Origin of the sequence: Nocardia sp. NPDC049526 (assembly GCF_044465765.1) — a bacterium.
GTDB lineage: Bacteria > Actinomycetota > Actinomycetes > Mycobacteriales > Mycobacteriaceae > Nocardia.
Genome location: NZ_JBITMA010000004.1, coordinates 206,218 through 225,184, shown reverse-complemented (window position 1 = coordinate 225,184; position 18,967 = coordinate 206,218). Strand labels below are relative to the sequence as shown.

The 18,967-nt window shown below is 65.1% G+C and carries 16 protein-coding genes; 11 read left to right on the top strand and 5 right to left on the bottom strand.

The annotated features are described in order from the left end of the window. On the bottom strand, positions 1–2,130 hold the full coding sequence (gene kdpB / locus ACIBW7_RS14640; RefSeq protein ID WP_397046737.1) for a potassium-transporting ATPase subunit KdpB: 2,130 nt from the start codon (positions 2,128–2,130) through the stop codon (positions 1–3). Between the two features lies 1 nt (position 2,131). Next, a complete protein-coding gene (kdpA, locus tag ACIBW7_RS14635; RefSeq protein WP_397046736.1) occupies positions 2,132–3,802 on the bottom strand; it encodes a potassium-transporting ATPase subunit KdpA in 1,671 nt (556 codons plus the stop codon). A 466-nt stretch (positions 3,803–4,268) separates the two neighbouring features. Between kdpA and ACIBW7_RS14630 the strand changes: the two genes are divergently transcribed. The 8 genes from ACIBW7_RS14630 (at position 4,269) to ACIBW7_RS14595 (ending at position 11,236) form a co-directional block, all read left to right on the top strand. After that, positions 4,269–4,421: a hypothetical protein gene (locus ACIBW7_RS14630; protein WP_397046735.1), complete on the top strand. Its 153-nt coding sequence runs from the start codon at positions 4,269–4,271 to the stop codon at positions 4,419–4,421. After that, positions 4,418–6,919, top strand: a complete 2,502-nt coding sequence (locus tag ACIBW7_RS14625; RefSeq protein WP_397046734.1) for an ATP-binding protein — start codon at positions 4,418–4,420, stop codon at positions 6,917–6,919. The genes ACIBW7_RS14630 and ACIBW7_RS14625 overlap by 4 nt, the downstream gene beginning before the upstream one ends. Before the next feature lie 38 nt (positions 6,920–6,957). Further along, positions 6,958–7,665, top strand: coding sequence for a response regulator (locus ACIBW7_RS14620; RefSeq protein ID WP_040693437.1), 708 nt, complete (start codon positions 6,958–6,960; stop codon positions 7,663–7,665). Between the two features lie 96 nt (positions 7,666–7,761). After that, positions 7,762–8,235: an OsmC family protein gene (locus ACIBW7_RS14615; protein ID WP_397046733.1), complete on the top strand. Its 474-nt coding sequence runs from the start codon at positions 7,762–7,764 to the stop codon at positions 8,233–8,235. After that, complete coding sequence (locus tag ACIBW7_RS14610; protein WP_397046732.1) at positions 8,235–8,513, top strand: acylphosphatase; 279 nt, start codon at positions 8,235–8,237, stop codon at positions 8,511–8,513. Before ACIBW7_RS14615 ends, ACIBW7_RS14610 begins: the two co-directional genes overlap by 1 nt. Positions 8,514–9,096: 583 nt before the next feature. Further along, on the top strand, positions 9,097–9,594 hold the full coding sequence (locus ACIBW7_RS14605) for a hypothetical protein (protein WP_397046731.1): 498 nt from the start codon (positions 9,097–9,099) through the stop codon (positions 9,592–9,594). After that, positions 9,594–10,757 carry a glutathionylspermidine synthase family protein gene (locus tag ACIBW7_RS14600; protein WP_397046730.1) on the top strand — a complete coding sequence of 388 codons (1,164 nt, stop codon included), beginning with the start codon at positions 9,594–9,596 and terminating at the stop codon, positions 10,755–10,757. Before ACIBW7_RS14605 ends, ACIBW7_RS14600 begins: the two co-directional genes overlap by 1 nt. A 29-nt stretch (positions 10,758–10,786) precedes the next feature. Further along, a complete protein-coding gene (locus tag ACIBW7_RS14595; RefSeq protein ID WP_397046729.1) occupies positions 10,787–11,236 on the top strand; it encodes a DUF350 domain-containing protein in 450 nt (149 codons plus the stop codon). A gap of 90 nt (positions 11,237–11,326) precedes the next feature. On the opposite strand, the gene ACIBW7_RS14590 is transcribed toward ACIBW7_RS14595, so the two are convergent. Then, positions 11,327–11,911 carry a hypothetical protein gene (locus ACIBW7_RS14590; RefSeq protein WP_397046728.1) on the bottom strand — a complete coding sequence of 195 codons (585 nt, stop codon included), beginning with the start codon at positions 11,909–11,911 and terminating at the stop codon, positions 11,327–11,329. Between the two features lie 520 nt (positions 11,912–12,431). On the opposite strand from ACIBW7_RS14590, the gene ACIBW7_RS14585 reads away from it, so the two are divergent. The 3 genes from ACIBW7_RS14585 to ACIBW7_RS14575 all read left to right on the top strand — a co-directional run bounded on the left by ACIBW7_RS14585 (position 12,432) and on the right by ACIBW7_RS14575 (position 14,602). Beyond that, positions 12,432–12,731 (top strand): Scr1 family TA system antitoxin-like transcriptional regulator, encoded by a 300-nt coding sequence (locus tag ACIBW7_RS14585; protein ID WP_397047073.1) that lies wholly within the window; start codon positions 12,432–12,434, stop codon positions 12,729–12,731. Continuing rightward, entirely contained in the window at positions 12,728–12,937 is a 210-nt protein-coding gene (locus tag ACIBW7_RS14580; protein ID WP_397046727.1) for a DUF397 domain-containing protein, read from the top strand. The genes ACIBW7_RS14585 and ACIBW7_RS14580 overlap by 4 nt, the downstream gene beginning before the upstream one ends. A gap of 465 nt (positions 12,938–13,402) precedes the next feature. Beyond that, the gene (locus tag ACIBW7_RS14575; protein ID WP_397046726.1) at positions 13,403–14,602 is read left to right on the top strand and encodes an IS110 family transposase; all 1,200 of its coding nucleotides are present in this window, start codon (positions 13,403–13,405) and stop codon (positions 14,600–14,602) included. A gap of 38 nt (positions 14,603–14,640) precedes the next feature. Here the strand turns inward: ACIBW7_RS14575 and ACIBW7_RS14570 are convergent, their stop codons facing one another. Then, positions 14,641–17,310 carry a hypothetical protein gene (locus ACIBW7_RS14570; protein WP_397046725.1) on the bottom strand — a complete coding sequence of 890 codons (2,670 nt, stop codon included), beginning with the start codon at positions 17,308–17,310 and terminating at the stop codon, positions 14,641–14,643. Between the two features lie 627 nt (positions 17,311–17,937). Then, complete coding sequence (locus ACIBW7_RS14565; protein WP_397046724.1) at positions 17,938–18,882, bottom strand: alpha/beta hydrolase; 945 nt, start codon at positions 18,880–18,882, stop codon at positions 17,938–17,940. Between the last annotated feature and the right edge of the window lie 85 nt (positions 18,883–18,967).

Here is an 18,967-nt window from a genome sequence, read left to right as displayed (position 1 = left end):
TCAGGACATCCCGGGGAGGAGTTGGACGAGCAGGTCGATGAGTTTGATGCCGATGAACGGTGCGACGATGCCGCCGAGACCGTAGATCGTCAGGTTGCGGCTCAACAGTTTCGAGGCATTGCTCGGCCGGTAGTGCACCCCGCGCAGCGCTAACGGGATCAGCGCGATGATGACCAGTGCGTTGAAGACGACCGCCGACAGGATCGCCGACTGCGGGCTTGCCAGCCGCATGATGTTGAGGGCGTCGAGACCCGGAAACAGCGCGACGAACAGCGCGGGAATGATCGCGAAGTACTTGGCGATGTCGTTGGCGATCGAGAAGGTGGTCAGTGCGCCGCGGGTGATGAGCAGCTGTTTGCCGATCTCGACGATCTCGATGAGTTTGGTCGGGTCCGAATCCAGATCGACCATATTTCCGGCTTCCTTGGCTGCCGAGGTGCCGGTGTTCATCGCGACGCCGACATCGGCTTGGGCGAGGGCCGGTGCGTCATTGGTGCCGTCACCGGTCATCGCGACCAGGCGTCCGCCGTCTTGCTCCTGTTTGATCAGTGCCAGTTTGTCCTCGGGTGTTGCTTCGGCGAGGAAGTCGTCCACGCCCGCCTCGTCGGCAATCGCCTTGGCGGTCAACGGGTTGTCGCCGGTGATCATCACCGTGCGGATGCCCATTCGGCGCATCTCGTCGAAGCGCTCCCGCATGCCTTGCTTCACAACGTCTTTCAGATGAATGACGCCGAGCAGCCGGGCCTTGCCGTCTTTGACCTCACCGACGACCAGCGGCGTGCCGCCGGATGCGGAGATCCCGTCGACGATTACGCCGACCTCGTTGGGCACGTCCCCGCCTTTTGCGCGAACCCATTCGGTGACGGCACTTGCGGCGCCCTTGCGCAGCTGGTGCCCATCCTGCAGGTCGACCCCCGACATGCGGGTCTGGGCGGTGAATTCCACCCAGGTCGCACCGGTCAGCTCACCTGGTGTGCGCTCGCGCTTGTTGAACGCCTGCTTGGCGTACACGACGATGGAGCGCCCCTCGGGTGTTTCGTCGGCGAGGCTGGAAAGCTGGGCCGCATCGGCCACCTCGTCATCCGGAATGCCCGGCATCGGCACGAATTCCGAGGCCTGCCGGTTGCCCAGGGTGATGGTGCCCGTCTTGTCCAGCAGCAGGGTGTTCACATCACCGGCGGCCTCGACCGCACGGCCGGACATGGCCAGCACATTGCGCTGCACCAGGCGGTCCATACCGGCGATACCGATGGCCGACAGCAGTGCGCCGATGGTGGTCGGAATCAGGCACACCAGCAGCGAAACCATCACGATGCCGGTGACACCGTGCACGTCCAGCGCCGAAGTATCCGCCACCCCAGGGCTGTTCGACTTCGAGAAGATGGCCAAGGGCTGCAGTGTGGCCACCGCGAAGACGAAGATGATGGTCAGCGCGGCGAGCAGGATATTCAGCGCGATCTCGTTCGGCGTCTTCTGGCGCGAGGCACCCTCGACGAGGGCGATCATCTTGTCGATGAAGCTCGCTCCGGGCTCCTGGGTGATCTTGACGATGATCCGATCGGACAGCACGGTGGTGCCGCCGGTCACTGCCGAGCGGTCGCCACCGGACTCCCGGATGACCGGCGCGGATTCACCGGTAATGGCCGATTCATCCACCGACGCAATGCCTTCCACGACATCGCCGTCACCCGGAATGACCTGGCCCGCCTCTACGACGACGTAATCGCCGCGCTGCAGCGCCGGAGCGCCGACGCTCTCCTCGACGATCCGCGCACCCGGCGACCAGTCGACCAAACGCCGAGCCATGGTGTCGGTCTTGGCTTTCCGCAGCGTATCGGCTTGCGCCTTACCGCGTCCCTCGGCGACTGCCTCGGCCAGATTGGCGAATACGACGGTGAGCCAGAGCCATACGACGATCGCCCAGGCGAAGAAGGTCGGTTTCGTCAGCGCGAGCACCGTCGACCAGACCGCGCCGATCTCGACGATGAGCATGACCGGATTGCGCCACATGGTGCGCGGATCGAGCTTGCGGACCGCGTCCGGAATGGAGGTCAGCAGCATCTTCGGATCGAGCACGCCCTTGCGGACGTCACGTTTGTGTTGGACCGGTTCGGCTGTCGTAGTGGACATATCAGTGGATTCCTTCGGCGAGCGGCCCGAGTGCGAGTGCGGGCAGGAAGGTGAGGGCGACCAGGATCACCGTCACGCCGACGACCATGCCGACGAACTGCGGCCGGTGCGTCGGCAGCGTGCCGATCGATTCGGGGGTCTGACCCTGCTGGGCGAGCGAACCGGCAAGGGCCAGTACGAAAATGATCGGCAAGAAGCGGCCGAAGACCATGGCAAGGCCGAGTGCGGTGTTGTACCACTCGGTATTTCCGGTCAGACCGGCGAAGGCGGAACCGTTGTTGTTGGCCGCGGATGTGAAGGCGTACAACACTTCCGAGAGCCCGTGCGGTCCGGAGTTGAGCATGCCCGCGCGCTGCCCCGGCATCGCCATCGCGGCCGCGGTACCCACGAGCACGATGAGCGGGCTGATCAGGAAATATGACGCGGCGAGCTTGATTTCGCGCGGTGTGATCTTCTTACCCAGGTATTCCGGTGTGCGACCGACCATCAGACCTGCGACGAAGACGGTGATCACCGCGAGGATGAGCATGCCGTACAGGCCCGAGCCGGTACCACCGGGCGCGACCTCGCCGAGCTGCATGTTGAACATCGTCATCATGCCGCCGAGGCTGGTGTAGGAATCGTGGAACGAATCCACCGCACCGGTGGAGGTCAGCGTGGTCGCGGTGGCGAAGGTCGCGGAATCGGCGACGCCGAAACGGGTTTCGACGCCCTCGAGGGATGCACCGATCGCGGTCGGGACGGTGCCGTGGTGCTGCAGTTGGAAGAGGTTCTGCAGGGTGACGCTGATCAGTGCGATCGTGCCCATTACCGCCACTATCGCGTAGCCCTGTTTCTTACTGCCGACCATGCGACCGAAGGTGCGCGGCAGCGAGAAGCTGATCACCAGCAGCAGGAAGATTTCGATCCAATTGGTCCAGGTGGTCGGATTCTCGAAGGGGTGCGCGGAGTTCGCGTTGTAGAACCCGCCGCCGTTGGTGCCGAGTTCCTTGATGACCTCCTGGCTGGCCACCGGCCCGCCGGTGACGGTCTGCTCGCTGCTGTTCAGCGTGTGCGCGACCTGATCGTGCAGGTGGAAGTTCTGGATCGCGCCACCGGCGACGAGAATGATCGCGAAGACGAAGGCCAGCGGCAGCAGGATGCGAATCGTGCCGCGCACCAAGTCCACCCAGAAGTTGCCGAGGTCGCCGGTATGCCTGCGTGCGAAGCCGCGCACCAGCGCGACCGCCACCGCGATGCCGACGGCGGCGGAGACGAAGTTCTGCACCGCGAGTCCGGCCATCTGCACCAGGTGGCCCTGGGTCGATTCACCCGAGTAGTTCTGCCAGTTCGTATTCGTCACGAAGCTGATGGCGGTGTTCCAGGCCAGCGCGGGGGTCATCTCGGTGGCCGGATCGTGCAGGTGCAGCGGCAGCTTGCCCTGGATCAGCTGGAGAAAGAACAGGAACAGCACGCTGACCGCGGAGAACGCCAGCACGCTGCGGGCGTAGACAGCCCAGGTCTGTTCGACCTCGGGGTGCACGCCGATGGCCTTGTAGATCACCCGCTCGGCGCGGGAGTGTTTGTTGGCGTTGTACACCCGGAACATGTAGTCACCCAGCGGCACATGCACCAAGGCCAGCGCAATGATCAGCGATGCGAGGAACGCGATCCCCGCGGTGGTCGTGTTCAACTAGAACCTCTCGGGGAAGAGCAGTGCCGCCACCATGAAGACGGCGATGAGGACAGCGAGGACCAGACCGATCAGGTTCGCGATCACAGCTTTTCCACCCCACGCTGGATCAAGCCCAGTAGCGCGAAGATCGCCACGGTGAGCACCGTGAACACCACGACAGACATTTACACAACCTCCATTGGCGCTCCAGGTACGGCGCGCGACATGGCGAGTCAAGCGGTCATTCGACCTGGTGCGGAGCTTGTTTACGGGTTCTTGGCGGCCCATTGACGAGCATTGACGCTTCGTTTACGGGTACGGCTCAGGGCGCTGAGTGAAAGGATGCCGTCAAGGTAGCGGGTCAACCCGTCAACACACCGTAAAGATCCAGATAGGCAGCCGATACGGGAGTAGAAATTCATCGACCGGCCATGCGGGGGATGCCAGCGCGACCGGGGTCCTATTGGTCGGTGAAAGGATCGTCATGTCGGCCGTCACGGTCACGGTGCTCATCGGATTCGTCTGTTGCGCGCTGCTCATTCGCGCGCTGTCGATAGTGGGGCAGGATTCGGATAGCGCGACAGAACGGGTACGGATCTTCGACGACACGCCGTATCGCGCGATGATGGACGAGTGAAACGCGGGCAACTGCGCATCTACCTCGGTGCGGCACCGGGGGTCGGCAAGACCTACGCCATGTTGGGCGAGGCCCATCGCCGACTCGAACGCGGCCGCGACGTGGTAGCTGCGGTAGTGGAGACACACGGCCGAGCCAAGACCGCGGAACTGCTGGCGGGCATCGAGCGGATTCCACCGCGGATGGTGGAGTATCGCGGTACGACGCTGCCCGAACTCGATGTGGAAGCGGTGCTGCGCCGCGCACCTGCCGTGGTGCTGGTCGACGAACTCGCGCACACCAACGCTCCGGGTAGCAAACATGGCAAGCGCTGGCAGGACGTCGAGGAGCTGCTGGCGGCGGGCATCGATGTGATCTCGACGGTCAATGTGCAGCATCTCGAGAGCCTCAACGATGTCGTCGAGCAGATCACCGGCATCCAGCAGAAAGAAACCGTGCCCGACGCGGTGGTGCGCAGTGCCGACCAGGTCGAACTGGTCGATATCACGCCGGAGGCGTTGCGGCGCAGGCTCTCTCACGGCAACGTGTACGCCGCCGACAAGGTCGACGCGGCGTTGCGCAACTACTTCCGGCCCGGAAATCTGACCGCCCTGCGCGAATTGGCGCTGCTGTGGCTGGCCGACCAGGTCGACGCCGCACTGGCGAAATACCGGGCCGACCACAAGATCACCGAGTTGTGGGAGGCGCGCGAACGCGTGGTCGTCGCGGTGACCGGCGGTCCCGAATCGGAGACGGTGGTGCGCCGGGCCAGCCGCATCGCCACCAAATCCAGCGCCGACCTGGTCCTGCTGCACGTGGTGCGCGGCGACGGACTTGCCGGGGTATCGACCGAACGGCTGGCCCGGCTGCGGGAATTCGCCGCGAGTCTGGATGCCTCGCTGCATACCGTCACCGGTGACGATGTGCCGAATACGCTGCTGGAATTCGCCCGCGAGGTGAACGCGACCCAACTGGTGCTCGGCACGTCCCGGCGCTCACGCTGGGCCCGCATGCTCGACGAGGGGATCGGCTCCGCCGTGGTGCAGGCATCCGGCAAGATCGATGTACACATGGTCACGCACGAGGAGGCCAATCGTGGGCTGCGCCGCTATTCGCTGATGCCGCGCCAGCCGATCCGCGCATGGCTCGCGGCAGTGCTGGTTCCGGTAGCGGTCTCGGTGATCTGTTCTTTCCTGGACGGCTATCTGCAGCTCGGTGGGCTCAGCGCGGTGTTCTTCATCGGCGTCGTCGCGGTGGCGTTGCTCGGTGGCGTTGTGCCCGCGGCACTTTCGGCGCTGCTGTCGGGCATGCTGTTGAACTGGTTTTTCGTCGATCCGCGCTACAGCCTGACCATTGCCGAACCGGACAGCTTCATCACGGTGGTGGTATTGCTGATCGTCGCGGTGGCAGTCGCCGCGCTGGTGGATGTGGCCGCCAAACAGACCCGGCAGGCGCGTCGAGCCTCCCAGCAGGCCGAGTTGTTGACCCTGTTCGCCGGTGCCGTGCTACACGGTGCGGATCTGCCCAAACTGCTGGAACAGGTGCGCGAGACCTACGGGCTGCGCGCGGTCAGTATGCAGTTCGGCGACGAGGTGATCGCCGCGGTCGGCACCAGTCCGCCACAGCGAGCGTCCGAGGCCGAGACCGCGATTCAGGCGGGCGATACGACGAGCTGGCTGCTGTTGGCCGGGCGGCCGCTCGCTGCGGTCGACCGTCCGGTGCTCAACGCGGTCGCGAACCAGGCGGCCGGGCTGGTCCGTCAGTCCCGGCTGGCCGAGGAGGCCAGCGCGGCCGCGGCCCTGCTCGAGGCCGACCGGTTGCGCCGGGCGCTGCTGTCCGCGGTGAGCCACGATCTGCGCACTCCGCTGGCCGGCGCCAAGGCCGCGGTTTCCAGTCTGCGCAGCGACGACATCGAGTTCTCGCCCGAGGACACCGTCGAACTGCTGGAAACCATCGAGGAATCGGTGGATCAGCTGACCGCGCTGGTCGGCAATCTGCTCGACTCGTCGCGTCTGGCGGTCGGCGTGGTGCAGCCGCAGTTCCGTCGGGTGTACATGGACGAGGTCGTGCACCAGGCGCTGGTGAGCGTCGGGATGGGCGCGCGTGGGCTGCGGCGCGCGGCGATGGATCGGGTGAAGGTGGAGGTCGGCGAGGTCTCGGTGCGGGCGGACAGCGGCCTGCTCGAGCGGGTGCTGGCCAATCTGATCGATAACGCACTGCGGCATTCGACGCGGGACACGCCCGTGCGGGTCACCGCGGAACACGACGGCGACCGGGTGTCGATTGCCGTGATCGATGTCGGTCCCGGTATCCCGGCGGGCGCCGAGGAGCAATTATTCGAGCCGTTCCAGCGGCTCGGCGATCGTGACAACACCACGGGGGTCGGGCTCGGCCTTTCGGTGGTGCGCGGTTTCGTCGAGGCGATGGGCGGCACCGTGCACGCCGAACCGACACCGGGCGGAGGATTGACGATGATCGTGGACCTGCCTGCCGATGAAACCGAGGTGAGCAGCCGATGATGAGCACAACGACACCGCGGACCGCACAGGAAGTCGTGATGACCGACAAAAAGCAGGAGGCACCGTCGACCAAGGTGCTCGTGGTCGATGACGAACCGCAGATCGTGCGCGCACTGCGCATCAATTTGTCGGTGCGCGGCTATGAGGTGATCACCGCGGGCACCGGCGCGGCCGCATTGCGCGCGGCGGCCGATAAACATCCCGATGTGGTCATCCTGGATCTGGGCCTGCCCGATATGGACGGCATCGAGGTACTGGCCGGACTGCGCGGCTGGACCGCCGCCCCGGTGATCGTGCTCTCGGCACGCACCGATTCGACCGACAAGGTGGAGGCGCTGGACGCGGGCGCGGACGACTATGTCACCAAGCCGTTCGGCATGGATGAGTTGCTGGCCCGGCTGCGGGCCGCGGTCCGGCGCGGCGCGACCGATACCGATGCCTCCGATCCGGTGGTGGTGACCTCATCGTTCACCGTCGACCTCAGCGCGAAGAAGGTCACCAAGAACGGTGAAACGGTGCACCTGACCCCGACCGAGTGGGGCATGCTCGAGATGCTGGTGCGCAACCGGGGCAAACTCGTCGGGCGGCGCGAACTGCTGCGTGAGGTGTGGGGGCCGTCGTACGCCACCGAAACGCATTATCTGCGGGTGTATCTCGCGCAGTTGCGGCGCAAGCTCGAGATCGACCCGTCGAATCCGAAGCATCTGCTGACCGAGGCGGGAATGGGGTACCGCTTCCAGGAGTGATGTCTCGGAGATCACCGGCGATTCGCGGATGGGCTCGCGCATGTGCGGCGTTGGCGGGGGTGAGAGTTCCGTTTCGAGAATGGCAGGATCGTGACCATGGCTGACCAGACCACCGCATCCGCGACCACCACCACCGCCGCCGCGACCGAGCCGACCACCCTGTGGGTCGAGCGCACCGGGACCAGGGCGTACACCGGCCGCAGCTCGCGCGGGGCCGAGGTATTGATCGCATCGCAGGGCGTCCCCGGGGCCTTCACCCCGGGTGAGCTACTGAAGATCGCCCTTGCGGGCTGCTCCGGACTCAGCGCGGACTTCCCGCTCTCGCGCAAGCTCGGCGACGCCTTCGACGCGACCATCCGCGTCTCCGGCGACGCCGACCGCGAGAACGAGGTGTACCCGCAGCTCGACGAGGTATTCGAGCTGGACCTCAGCGAATTGGACGAGCAGGCCCGCGAGCGACTGCTGGTCACCGTGCAGCGCGCCATCGACAAGGTCTGCACCGTCGGCCGGACGCTGAAGGCAGGCACCAAGGTCACGCTGACATTCGATATCGACGCCATCGAGGCGTGATGCCGGAATCGGTTCGGCTCAGCGCCTGGGTGCACGGCTACGTGCAGGGCGTCGGCTTCCGCTGGTGGACGCGCTCGCGGGCGCTGGCGCTCGGACTGGTCGGACAGGCCACCAATGCCCGCGACGGTCGGGTGCATGTGGTGGCCGAAGGTCCGCGACCCGCATGCGAAATGTTGCTGGATCTTCTGCGTTCTGGAGATACTCCTGGTCGGGTCGACCTTGTTGTGGAAAGCTGGGAGCCCGCGCGGGGAGATTTGTCCGGATTCGAGGAGCGGTAGTGGTTTCGACGACCGAGCGATGTGATCGTTGAGTACGGGAGGTCCGGGGGCGGGAGACGACGCGGGGCGGACTGAGCCCGATCCGAAGTCGGGCCCGTCTACGCCCGCGTCCGGTGGGCACGCAGGCTCTGAAGCCACACCGCCGCAACCGCTTTCGCCTGGCAGTGGCTCGCGTTCGGCGGACGCCGGGCCTGGTTCGGCAAGCGGGGGATCTGGTTCGCCGGGCGGTGGGTCCGGCGCGCCAGGTGGTGGGTCTGGTTCGCCGGGTGGTGGGTCTGGTTCGCCGGGTGGTGGGTCTGGTTCGCCGGGTGGTGGGTCTGGTTCGCCGGGTGGTGGGTCTGGTTCGCCGGGTGCCGGGTCTGCTTCGCCGGGCGGTGGCTCTGGTTCGCCGGATGCCGGGTCTGGCGCGGGCGGCGGGTCGGTTTCGCCAGGTGGTGGCTCTGGTTCGCCGGGCGGCGGGCCGGATTCGCCGGGCGGCGGGCCGGATTCGCCGGGTGCCGGGCCTCGCCGGTTTGGTACCCCGCCGCAAAGGGGCAGTATTCAGCGTCAGGAGCCCGGGATTACCCAGCCGCGTCCGCCGACGGTGGCCGAGGCGCGGGCACGTGACAAGGCACGTAAGCGCGCGGAGGAGGCACAGCAGGCCGCTACGGCCGCCGCCGAGCAAAAGAAGCGCACTCGCAAGCGCGTACTCATCGGCGGTGTCGCCATTGTCGGTGTCGCGGGTCTGGTCGGCGGCGGTTATCTCGCATATCGGGCGCTCACCAAACCCGATCAGGTGACTGCGTATTGCACCGTGATCGATCAGAACGGTCAGGAGGTCGTCGCGTCCGACGACGACTGCGAGGTCGCCTCGACCGCCGTCGGATCCGGCTCGACCGGCGCGTACACCGGTAGCAACGGGATATTCATCTACAACGGGCACCAGTACCGCTACTACTACGGCGGCAACAACACCGTCGGCAAACCGCCGACCGGCGGAACCACGGTGCAGCCCAAGGGTGCTCAGATCTCGACCAAAAGCGGCAGCACCGTTACCCGCGGCGGTCTCGGTACCAGCAGCAAGAGCAGCGGGGGTTCGTAATGCGACGCGTGCGTGCTACGCCGCGACCCGGCTGGCAGCAGATCATCGAGGGCCAAGGGCTGGTCTACGGCTCGCCCGGTCGTGATGCGAGCGGTCTGCCCAGGCCGTACTGGGATGAATCTGTGCATTACGAGTTCGAGATGTCGGAGATCCTTGCGCTGGAGGCCGATGTCGAACTGCTGCATTCGATGTGCCTGAATGCCGTCGAGCAGGTGGTGCTCACCGAGCGGTATAAGGATTTCGGTCTGCCGGAGTGGAGTTGGGGGCCGATCGCGGAATCCTGGAAGCGCAATGACCCGTACGTCTACGGGCGCTTCGATCTGCGCTACGACGCGCGCCGTCCGGCGAAACTGTTGGAGTACAACGCCGATACGCCGACCTCACTGCTGGAGGCGGCAATTGTGCAGTGGCACTGGCTCACCGCGCTCTACCCCGACGGCGATCAGTGGAATTCCCTGCACGAGAAGCTGGTCGAGCGCTGGACCGAGCTGCGCGACATCCTGCCCTCGGCGCAATTGCATTTCACCTGGTCCGGCGCGGATGCCACCGGTGAGGACAATGTCACCACCGCGTATATGCAGGAGACGGCCGCCGAGGCCGGATTCGACACCATCGCACTACCGATCGAGGAGGTCGGATTCGACAGCGAGTTGGAGCGATTCGTCGATCTGGCCGAGGGGTCGATCGATGCGATCTTCAAGCTCTATCCGTGGGAATGGGTGCTCGACGACGATTTCGGTAAGCGCGTGGTCGCGAGCCTGCCCCAGACCATGTGGGTCGAGCCGCTGTGGAAGACCCTGCTGAGCAATAAGGCGATCCTCGCGATCCTGTGGGAGATGTATCCCGGGCACCCGAATCTATTGCCCGCCTACCTCGATCAGCCCAATGAGCTCACCGAATACATTCGCAAGCCGAAGCTGGGGCGCGAGGGCGCGAATATGACCATCGTCGGCGCCGGCCTGGAGACGGCCACCGGCGGGGTCTACGGGGAAGAGGGTTTCGTCTACCAATTGCTCGACCCGCTACCGGAATTCGACGATATGCGCCCGGTCCTGGGCGCTTGGATCGTCGGCGACAACGCGGCCGGACTCGGGATACGCGAAACGGCCGGATTGATCACCGACGACGGCTCGGCCTTTGTCCCGCACCGCATTACGCAGTAACTACGCGACCTCACCTCGGAAGGATCACGATGACCGCAGTTGCCCTCGAATCGGGTTACTGGAACTCGCTCGGCACCGGCGTTGGAGCCATCGTCCTCTACGCCATTGTCGGCTTGGCCCTCATGCTCGTCGGCTTCTACGCCATCGATCTGACCACACCCGGTAAGCTGCGCGCGCTGGTCGCCGCGGGCAAGCCCAATGCCATCATCGTCACCGCCGCGGGCATGGTCAGTATGGCCTTGATCGTGGTGTTGGCGACCTACGCCTCGGCGGGCAAACTCTCCGAGGGGCTCATCGCGGCGAGCGTCTACGGGTTGGTCGGCATCATCGCGCAGGTGGTCTCGGTGCGGGTTATCGAGCGCGCACTCGGCATCGATATCGGCGCGGCGCTGGAATCCGATATCTATACCACCGAGGTTCTCGTAGTGGCCGCGGCGCATTTCGCGCTCGGTCTGGTTGTCGCCTTCGCCATTTTGTAGTTCCTCGGGCGCAATCCCGGTGCGGCGGATCACACCGATATCCGGTATGCCGCACTGGCGAAAGGCTCTGGCACCCATGGGAATACCGAACTATCGGGGCGGCATCGCGTCCGATGTGTGCGTCCGTAATCGGCTGAGCACGTTCCGGTTCCGGACGGGATCGAGGGCGATTGCGGCGGCCCACACATGCGCTGAGACGACGCCCTCGTCGAAGCGGTCGATCCACGCGCGGATCGAGTCGGTGCCGTCGAGGGTGTTGCTTTCCCATGTCGTTGGTCCCAGCTCCGGCATGTGTATATAGAGCGCGGATGTGTATTCGCGTCCGCGCGCATCGAAAATTGTTGCCGCGCAGATTTCGTCGGCGGTCGGACGTTCGCGCAATCGACCGGCTGCGGCGTCGGCGAGTAGGTCTTCTGGAATGCTTTCATTGCCGCTCAGCAATTCGCCGACAGCCCAATAAGATAATCCGAATCCCCACAACCTTCCTGGAATTCGGGATATCAGCTGTCCGGCCTTATCGAGGATCGGCGAACCCTTGGTTTCGGTATCGAGGTCGACCGGGAGATATCCGACGTCGTGGGTGGATTCATTGTCGACGGTCGCGAAACCCCAGAGATGAACGGACTTAGCTGCTTTCGGGTCGTGCGCCATTTCCGCACAACGTTTCGCCATCATGGCTGGAAGGATCACGTCGAGCGTCGACCGGCGCGGATATCTGATCGCCGTGCCTGAGCGCAGTCCAGCTCCCTTGTAGCGCGGTTGTTTTCGTCGTTCGGGCATCTGCCCTCCGCTGGATTTCGGGTACAGGGTCAGTACCCCTTTGGATACGATCGGCGGGTTCGATTGCGCCCGAGTAGATCAGCAATGCCCACGCCTGCAATTTGCGCGGACAGTTCGATCGGGCGCACTCGGCATGATTCTGCAGCACCGTATGAGCTTGGGAATCGGTCATGCCGGGCAGGAAACTGTGGTCGAATGGTGGTAGGCCGAACATTGCAGGGCCGCCTTCGTTTTCGGGCCGGTAGGTCGGTCGTTGTGCGTCGGGCACATGGCCAGTAAATCAGCGAATGGCGTAGATTCGAAGCACTCCTGGGGGATTCGACGCGAGATGAAATCACTCCAAATGGGCTGATCGTTCCATTCAATCTGACATGACAGTGAGTTCAGCTAACGAAAGGGTGGGTGGCCTTGCCGACTGAATCGAACAACACGACCTTGCCGCGCCGGGTGCTCGGACGACGGTTGCACCAATAGCTACCATCTGGGGCTGACTACCAAGGACTTCGTACTCTTGGAATTCCCGACGCATCCGAATCCGACGCTCAGTGAGCCGCCGGTCGTCTATGTCGAAGGCTTTACCGGGGCCCTGTACCTCGACAGGCCTGACGAGATCGACCAGTATCGGGCGGCGTGGGCAGAGATCAGAGCCGTAGCATTGAGTGAGCGTCAGACCAGGGAACTGGTTCTAACGATTGCGAAGGAGTACGAAGAGTGAACGTCGACCTGTCTGAGGCCAAGTGGTTCAAGTCGACCCGCAGCTCGGGTGGCAGGGACTGTGTCGAGGTTGCGCATCTCGACGGTGGCTTGGTTGGGGTGCGTGACTCCAAGAACCCGACCGGGCCTGCGTTGGTTTTTGCACCTGGCGAGTGGGATGCGTTCACTGCAGGCGTGCGCGGAGGCGAGTTCAAGCGGCCCGAGTGAACGGCAGTAAGGCTACGAGCACGAATCTGTCTGGGAGCCAAGTTGTTCAAGTCCAGTCAGAGCTCGACTGGCCGGGACTGTTGCGTACCTCGACGGCGGCATGGTCGGGGTGCGCGACTTCAAAACCCGAGGGAACGCGTTGGTGTTCGCTTCGGTGAGTGGAGCGTTCACACTGCCGGTGTGCGAGGCGGCGAGTTCAACCACGCATAGAACCCATGGGCTCGGAGGTCAGTTGTCCCTACTGTTTTGCCTCGGGAGTATCCGGGCCAGTCGTAGGGTCCTGGTTCCCAGGGGTGTCGGGTGTGGCTTTCAGTTGTCTGCCGTTGGTGTGGCTTTCTACGATTGGCCGCCCGGCACCCTCCAGGGCGACTCGGCTGCTGATTAGGAATTGCGAACTCGTGGCTGCGTAGGGACTGGCCAGCGAAGTCGTCTGCGGGACAACATGTTCGATGAACCAAGGAGACCATGTTGGAACGAGCCTGGGCCGGAGTGGATATCGGTAAGGGACACCATCACGCAGTAGTCGTCGATGCCGAAGGCAGACCGGTGCTGTCGCGGCGGGTGGGCAATGACGAGACCGCCCTGCTGGAGCTGATCGGGCAGGTCGCGGAGCTGGCCGAGGACGTGGGCTGGGCATTGGACCTGGTCAGCGGCGAATCGGCGCTGCTGTTGACACTGCTGGCGGTGCATCGGCAGCGGGTGTTCTATCTCAGCGGCAGTCAAGTCAACAGCGCCGCTGGCGGCTATCGCGGTGCGGGCAAAACCGACGCGAAAGACGCCGCGATCATCGCCGACCAGGTCCGTATGCGGCGTGACCTGACACCGATCCGCGTCGATGACGAACTCATCGTCGAGCTGCGCATGCTGGTGGCCCGCCGCCGCGACCTGGCCGGGGACCGGGTCCGTCTGGTGAACCGGCTGCATCAGCAACTGCTCGGCATCAGCCCCGCACTCGAACGCGCCCTGGACCTGACAACCAAGGGACCGCTGGTGCTGCTCACCCGCTACCAGACGCCCGAGGCCTTGCGCCACGCCGGAACCGAGGAGGTCGAAGCCTGGCTGCAGGCGCAGAAGGTCAGGAATGCGGCCCCGCTCGCGATCAAGGCCGTCACCGCGGCCAGCGCCCAGCAGACCACACTGCCCGGGCAGCGGCTGGCCGCCGAACTGGTCGCCACCATGGCAAAGGAGGTGATCGCCCTCGACGAGCAGCTCAAACACACCGACAACCTCATCGAGGGCCGATTTCGCCGTCACCGAACCTCCGAGGTCCTGCTGAGCCTGCCCGGCATCGGGCCGCTGCTCGGCGCGGAATTCCTCGCCGCCACCGGCGGAGACATGACCGCGTTCGCCTCCGCTGATCACCTCGCCGGCTACGGCGGCGTCGCACCCGCGCCCCGAGACTCCGGACGCGTCTCGGGCAACCTGCACCGGCCACACCGCTACCACCGAGGACTGCAACACGTCTTCTACACCTCGGCGCTGATCAGCATCCGATACAACGAACAATCGCGAATCTTCTACGACCGCAAAAGATCCGAGGGCAAACGCCACACGCAGGCCGTGCTCGCCCTCGCCCGCCGACGAGTCAACGTCGTTTGGGCACTACTGCGTGACAACCGCCGCTACACACCAGCACCGCCCGCCCCACCCGCCATCGCCGCCTGAGTCCGGACATCGCAGCCACGAAGCACTTGACATCCCGATTAGGAATCGTAGGAGGCAACTCCTACCGGTCCAACCCCGAGGCAGAGGTCGAGTCCTGGTGTGCGAGGACTGATTCGGAGCATGGACCCACTGCCGACCACGCGAACGTAGACGGTATTCAACCCCTCGCGCACCGGCGCGCCCACGGGCTCTCCGTGTTCGAACGAAACGGTGATCCGTCCGTCTTGGTTGGCCAGATAGTTGAGTTGCACAGTCCATTCGTGTTCGAGCATCGGCCCGTCGAGCGGAACATCGCTCGGCTGCGGCCCACGTATCCGATGCCCACAGCCAGCCTCAGGCCCGGGCAGAATGCTGCGATTCCACCAAACCGCCGCCTCGACGATCTCCCCACTATCAGTAATCATCCGCAGCCGCGGAGTCGAATCAGCGAACGTAGCCGGCTTCGTAACCGGTGCAAGCACTCGACTGACCAAATTCTGCGGATAGGCCGTCGGATTCAACACATCCCACGGCACCTCCTGCTCCAGCAATGGCACCCCATCACTCCCGGCCAACGCCCCCTTCACATTCGTCACATAAGTCCTCGTCGGATCAACCCGCCAAGACTCCACAAACGAAGCAGTAGACCAAAGACTGCTAACCAAAAACGCCACCGCCAACGCAGCAGCAGCCCGCGATCCAAGCACGAACCCCTGGCTGCGCCCACCCGATACCGGTCGGCGCCGAACCATTCCGAGAACCCACCCGGCCACCCGACCGCGCGGCCCCGCAAGCAACATAGAATCCCGTCCCCGTGACATCCCGACCCCGCCCCGCAAATCGCAAGCCGACGCAGGCGCGTCACTGTGCATCACAGTTGCGGTGCCTCCCGGATCGGGAGCCACTGCGGCGGTGCGGTCATGGGGCGCAGCTGTGTCGCCCCACGAGTCGGGCGGATGCGCGGGGGCGCGGCCATCCAGCGCGGTCGCGTCTTCTCGCGGATCGGGCGGATGCGTGGGTGTGCGGTCGTGCGGTGTGGTTGCGTTGCCGCAGGAGTCGGGCGGATGCGTGGGTGTGCGGTCGTGCGGTGTGGTTGCGTTGCCGCAGGAGTCGGGCGGATGCGCGGGTGTGCGGTCGTGCGGCGTGGTTGCGTTGCCGCACGAATCGGGAGGTGACGCAGCAGTGTGGTCATGCGGGATGGTCGCGTCGTGTAGCGAGTCGGCAACCACCGCAGCAGCGTGGCGACGTGACGTGCTCGCCCCGCCGCGCGAATCGGGAAGCGGTGTGGGAGTCTCGCTGTGCGGCACAGCCGCGTCGTCTCCGGGATCGGGAAGATGCGCCGGTGTGTGGATATGCGGGACGGTCGCATCGCATTGCGAGTCGGGAAGCACCGCAGCGGCGCGGCCGGGTGGACTCGCAAACAGCGCACGTACGCGGCCTCGCACGGCAGGGGAGCGGCGAGACGAATCAGCGTGCGGCACAGGAGCTCGGCCGGGGAGCAGCACACGCGCGAGACCGCGGAAACCGGGAAACAATTCAGCGGTGCGGCTGCGCTCATCCGGAAGCAACCCAGGAGTGTGGTCATGCGGTCGGGCACGCAATATCAGCGCACCCGTTGCGGTCAACACCACTGCGATATCGGCGAAGTAGCGCAGGGACTGCATCAGTTCGCCGGCGGTGTTCGGTCCGCTGCGGGCCAACGCGACCGGCAGTTGGGCGACGAGCACGTACGCCGCCGCTGTCACCCACACCGGTCCCACACGAAGCCGGGCACGCAGCGAAAGCAGCACCAGCGCGCCCAACGCGACCCAAGCCGCCACAACTGCCCAACTCGGCGGATCCGCCCACGGCGTCGAAGGTAACCAGCGCTCCCAACTCCACGGTCCGCCGAACAGTGTCGGCACAATCCCCAATGACGTTGCGCCGGGCAATAAGTCACGCAATTCCGCTGGACTGGTGTGCACCGCCGAAAGATCCACCACCGTCAGATATCCGGCCAGCCAACAGGCGATCACCACACCGGATCCGCCCCACAGCGTCGCCCCGCGCCGTGCCACGACTCGCAGCGCGGATCCGAGACCATCGACGTGCCGAACGAGCACCGCAACAGCGAATGCCGCGAACGGAACGATCACCGACTTCTCGAAGAAGAGCAGCGCCACCGCCAGCACTACGACCCCTGATGCCGCATACCGCCGCCGTCCGGTCTCGACCAGCCGCACCGCATCGCCGATCACCCAGGCGAGCGCGAATTGCAGCGGCAGCGCATTGAGCGCGGCGGCCCACCACGCGTACGCCGGAAGCGTCAGCGGACAAAACAGATAGAACCCCAGCGGCACCAGAATCGCCCACCGCACCCCGATAAGCACGATCAGCATGCGCACCACCGCAACCGACGCCGCGAACTGCAACACCACCAGCGACACCACCGGACCGGCCCACGTCAACGGCGCAACCGCAGTCACCACCCAAGCCGTAGCGAACGCCAACGGCATGAAATGCCCATCATGGTTGTACAACAGCAAATCCGCAGACCACAGCGAATAGCTCCCCGCTCGCCCCACCAAAATCAGATCATCCCAATAGAAAAACCCACTCCCCGCCACCCACCCCCGAACCGCCAACTGCACCACCACAAGAAACGCCGCCGCGACCAGAACACCCCGCCCCGCCCCACCCACCCGCGCAGGCGCAACGTCAACCCACTTCGGCACGGCGACGGTATCCATGTCACCCCACCGTAGTGTCACGCCCTGGACGCGCGACAACTTCGCGCCGCGCGCCGCATGCCTCTCGCGCCTGCGCACGCACCTTCTCTCGCGCCACGTACCGATTCCCCGGGCGGAAACGTCCTCGGCGCGCGAATCGGCGCGCGGGAGCAGCGCCGAGACTGCGGGCCGGCATGAGCACGCGCGAAGTGCGCCATAGTCGACGGACGATATCTTCCCGCCGCGCCAAGAATATGCCGCGCTGTCCCAAGCGTGCGAAGGCTGCGCATGCGGGATGTCGACGTCTTCCGGCACTGCGGTGGCGTCGATACTTGGCGCCGCGCACTGGATAGGCGAAACGTCGCGTCGCCTGCGCTCGCGCGTGGGCACACTGTCGTGCCCACGCGCCTTCATCCGCCTCGTGGCATTCTTGCGTGCGCACCTTCTCGCGGGCCGCTGATAATTCGCGGGACGAAAAGCCTGCCGTGAATCGGCGCTGCAGCAGCCGCGAGATTCTCGGCGCAACGTTTTGGCAGCGTGGTTTGGGCTAGGCATGATTGCGCGCGCCAACTCGTGGGGAAATGTGTGCGGCGCGTCTACAGGTGCACGGGGCAGCCGGAGGTTATCGGCGCGACGGGCCAGGCTTGGTCACGCGCCGAGGGCTCGGGCCAAGTGGGGCCAGGAATCGTGGAGGTCGGTTTCGAATTGGCCCCAGGTGTGTGAGCCTTCGGGGCGGTTGACATGGATGGCGGGGAGTCCGAGCTCGGCGAGCCGGTCCGCGAACGCTTCCGTGCACGAGCTGGCGATGGCCTCGACCGGCGGGAAGCCGAGTCCGCCTTCATCGATCGCGCCGGGGGTGCCGGTGGCGGCCGAGAGGTAGATCGTCTTACCCGCCAACGCACCCGCATTAGCGAACGCGTCGTGCATCCGCCAGATCCCTTGGCCCAGCTCGCCCCACATATTCACCGGATTGGCCCCGCCGCGGATCACCTGCGCGCTGACCATCGCGACCCCGAGCGCATCCGAAGTCCACGGACATCCGCTGTAGGCCGCCACCGCGCTGTACACATCGCGCGCCTGGATCGCCAGGTCCACCGCCGACCCCGCACTCATCGACACCCCCGCGATCGCATTGCGCCCGGTGCTGCCGAGCCGGAGATCGAGAACGGCCGGGAGTTCCCGGGAGAGATACGTCAGCCACCGGTTGCGGCCGACCGCCGGATCGTCGCTGAGCCAATCGGTGTACATGCTGTACGCGCCGCCGATCGGCATCACCACGTTGACATGCTTATCGGCGAAGAACTGCCGGACATCCGTATCGTCCCACCACGAGATGCCATCGGCGCCGCCACCGATTCCGGTAAGCAGATACAGGGTCGGCGCGGGACCACCCGCGGCTCGAATCACCCTGTTGCTCACCACCCGATCCATCGCGGGGGAGTAGACGTCCACTTGCGAGACCGAACCGTCCAACGGCGTCTCACCGACCACAAGCGGTGCCGCAACAGCAGGACGCACGGACAGGACAGAAATCGCAAAACTGGCCACCAGCACACTCACGAGCGAGGCCAAAACCCTTGAAGCCCTCACCATTCCGTAATACCACCAAAGATCACACGCAAACCCACTGCGCACCAACATCTTCGGAATCCACCCCCACCCAACAATACGAGCCCAC

Bases quoted from the DNA above. Each gene is read 5' to 3' on its own strand.
- kdpB (WP_397046737.1), bottom strand. From the start codon at position 2,130: ATGTCCACTACGACAGCCGAACCGGTCCAACACAAACGTGACGTCCGC.
- ACIBW7_RS14630 (WP_397046735.1), top strand. From the start codon at position 4,269: ATGTCGGCCGTCACGGTCACGGTGCTCATCGGATTCGTCTGTTGCGCG.
- ACIBW7_RS14620 (WP_040693437.1), top strand. From the start codon at position 6,958: ATGACCGACAAAAAGCAGGAGGCACCGTCGACCAAGGTGCTCGTGGTC.
- ACIBW7_RS14615 (WP_397046733.1), top strand. From the start codon at position 7,762: ATGGCTGACCAGACCACCGCATCCGCGACCACCACCACCGCCGCCGCG.
- ACIBW7_RS14610 (WP_397046732.1), top strand. From the start codon at position 8,235: ATGCCGGAATCGGTTCGGCTCAGCGCCTGGGTGCACGGCTACGTGCAG.
- ACIBW7_RS14600 (WP_397046730.1), top strand. From the start codon at position 9,594: ATGCGACGCGTGCGTGCTACGCCGCGACCCGGCTGGCAGCAGATCATC.
- ACIBW7_RS14595 (WP_397046729.1), top strand. From the start codon at position 10,787: ATGACCGCAGTTGCCCTCGAATCGGGTTACTGGAACTCGCTCGGCACC.
- ACIBW7_RS14590 (WP_397046728.1), bottom strand. From the start codon at position 11,911: ATGATGGCGAAACGTTGTGCGGAAATGGCGCACGACCCGAAAGCAGCT.
- ACIBW7_RS14575 (WP_397046726.1), top strand. From the start codon at position 13,403: ATGTTGGAACGAGCCTGGGCCGGAGTGGATATCGGTAAGGGACACCAT.
- ACIBW7_RS14570 (WP_397046725.1), bottom strand. From the start codon at position 17,310: ATGGATACCGTCGCCGTGCCGAAGTGGGTTGACGTTGCGCCTGCGCGG.
- ACIBW7_RS14565 (WP_397046724.1), bottom strand. From the start codon at position 18,882: ATGGTGAGGGCTTCAAGGGTTTTGGCCTCGCTCGTGAGTGTGCTGGTG.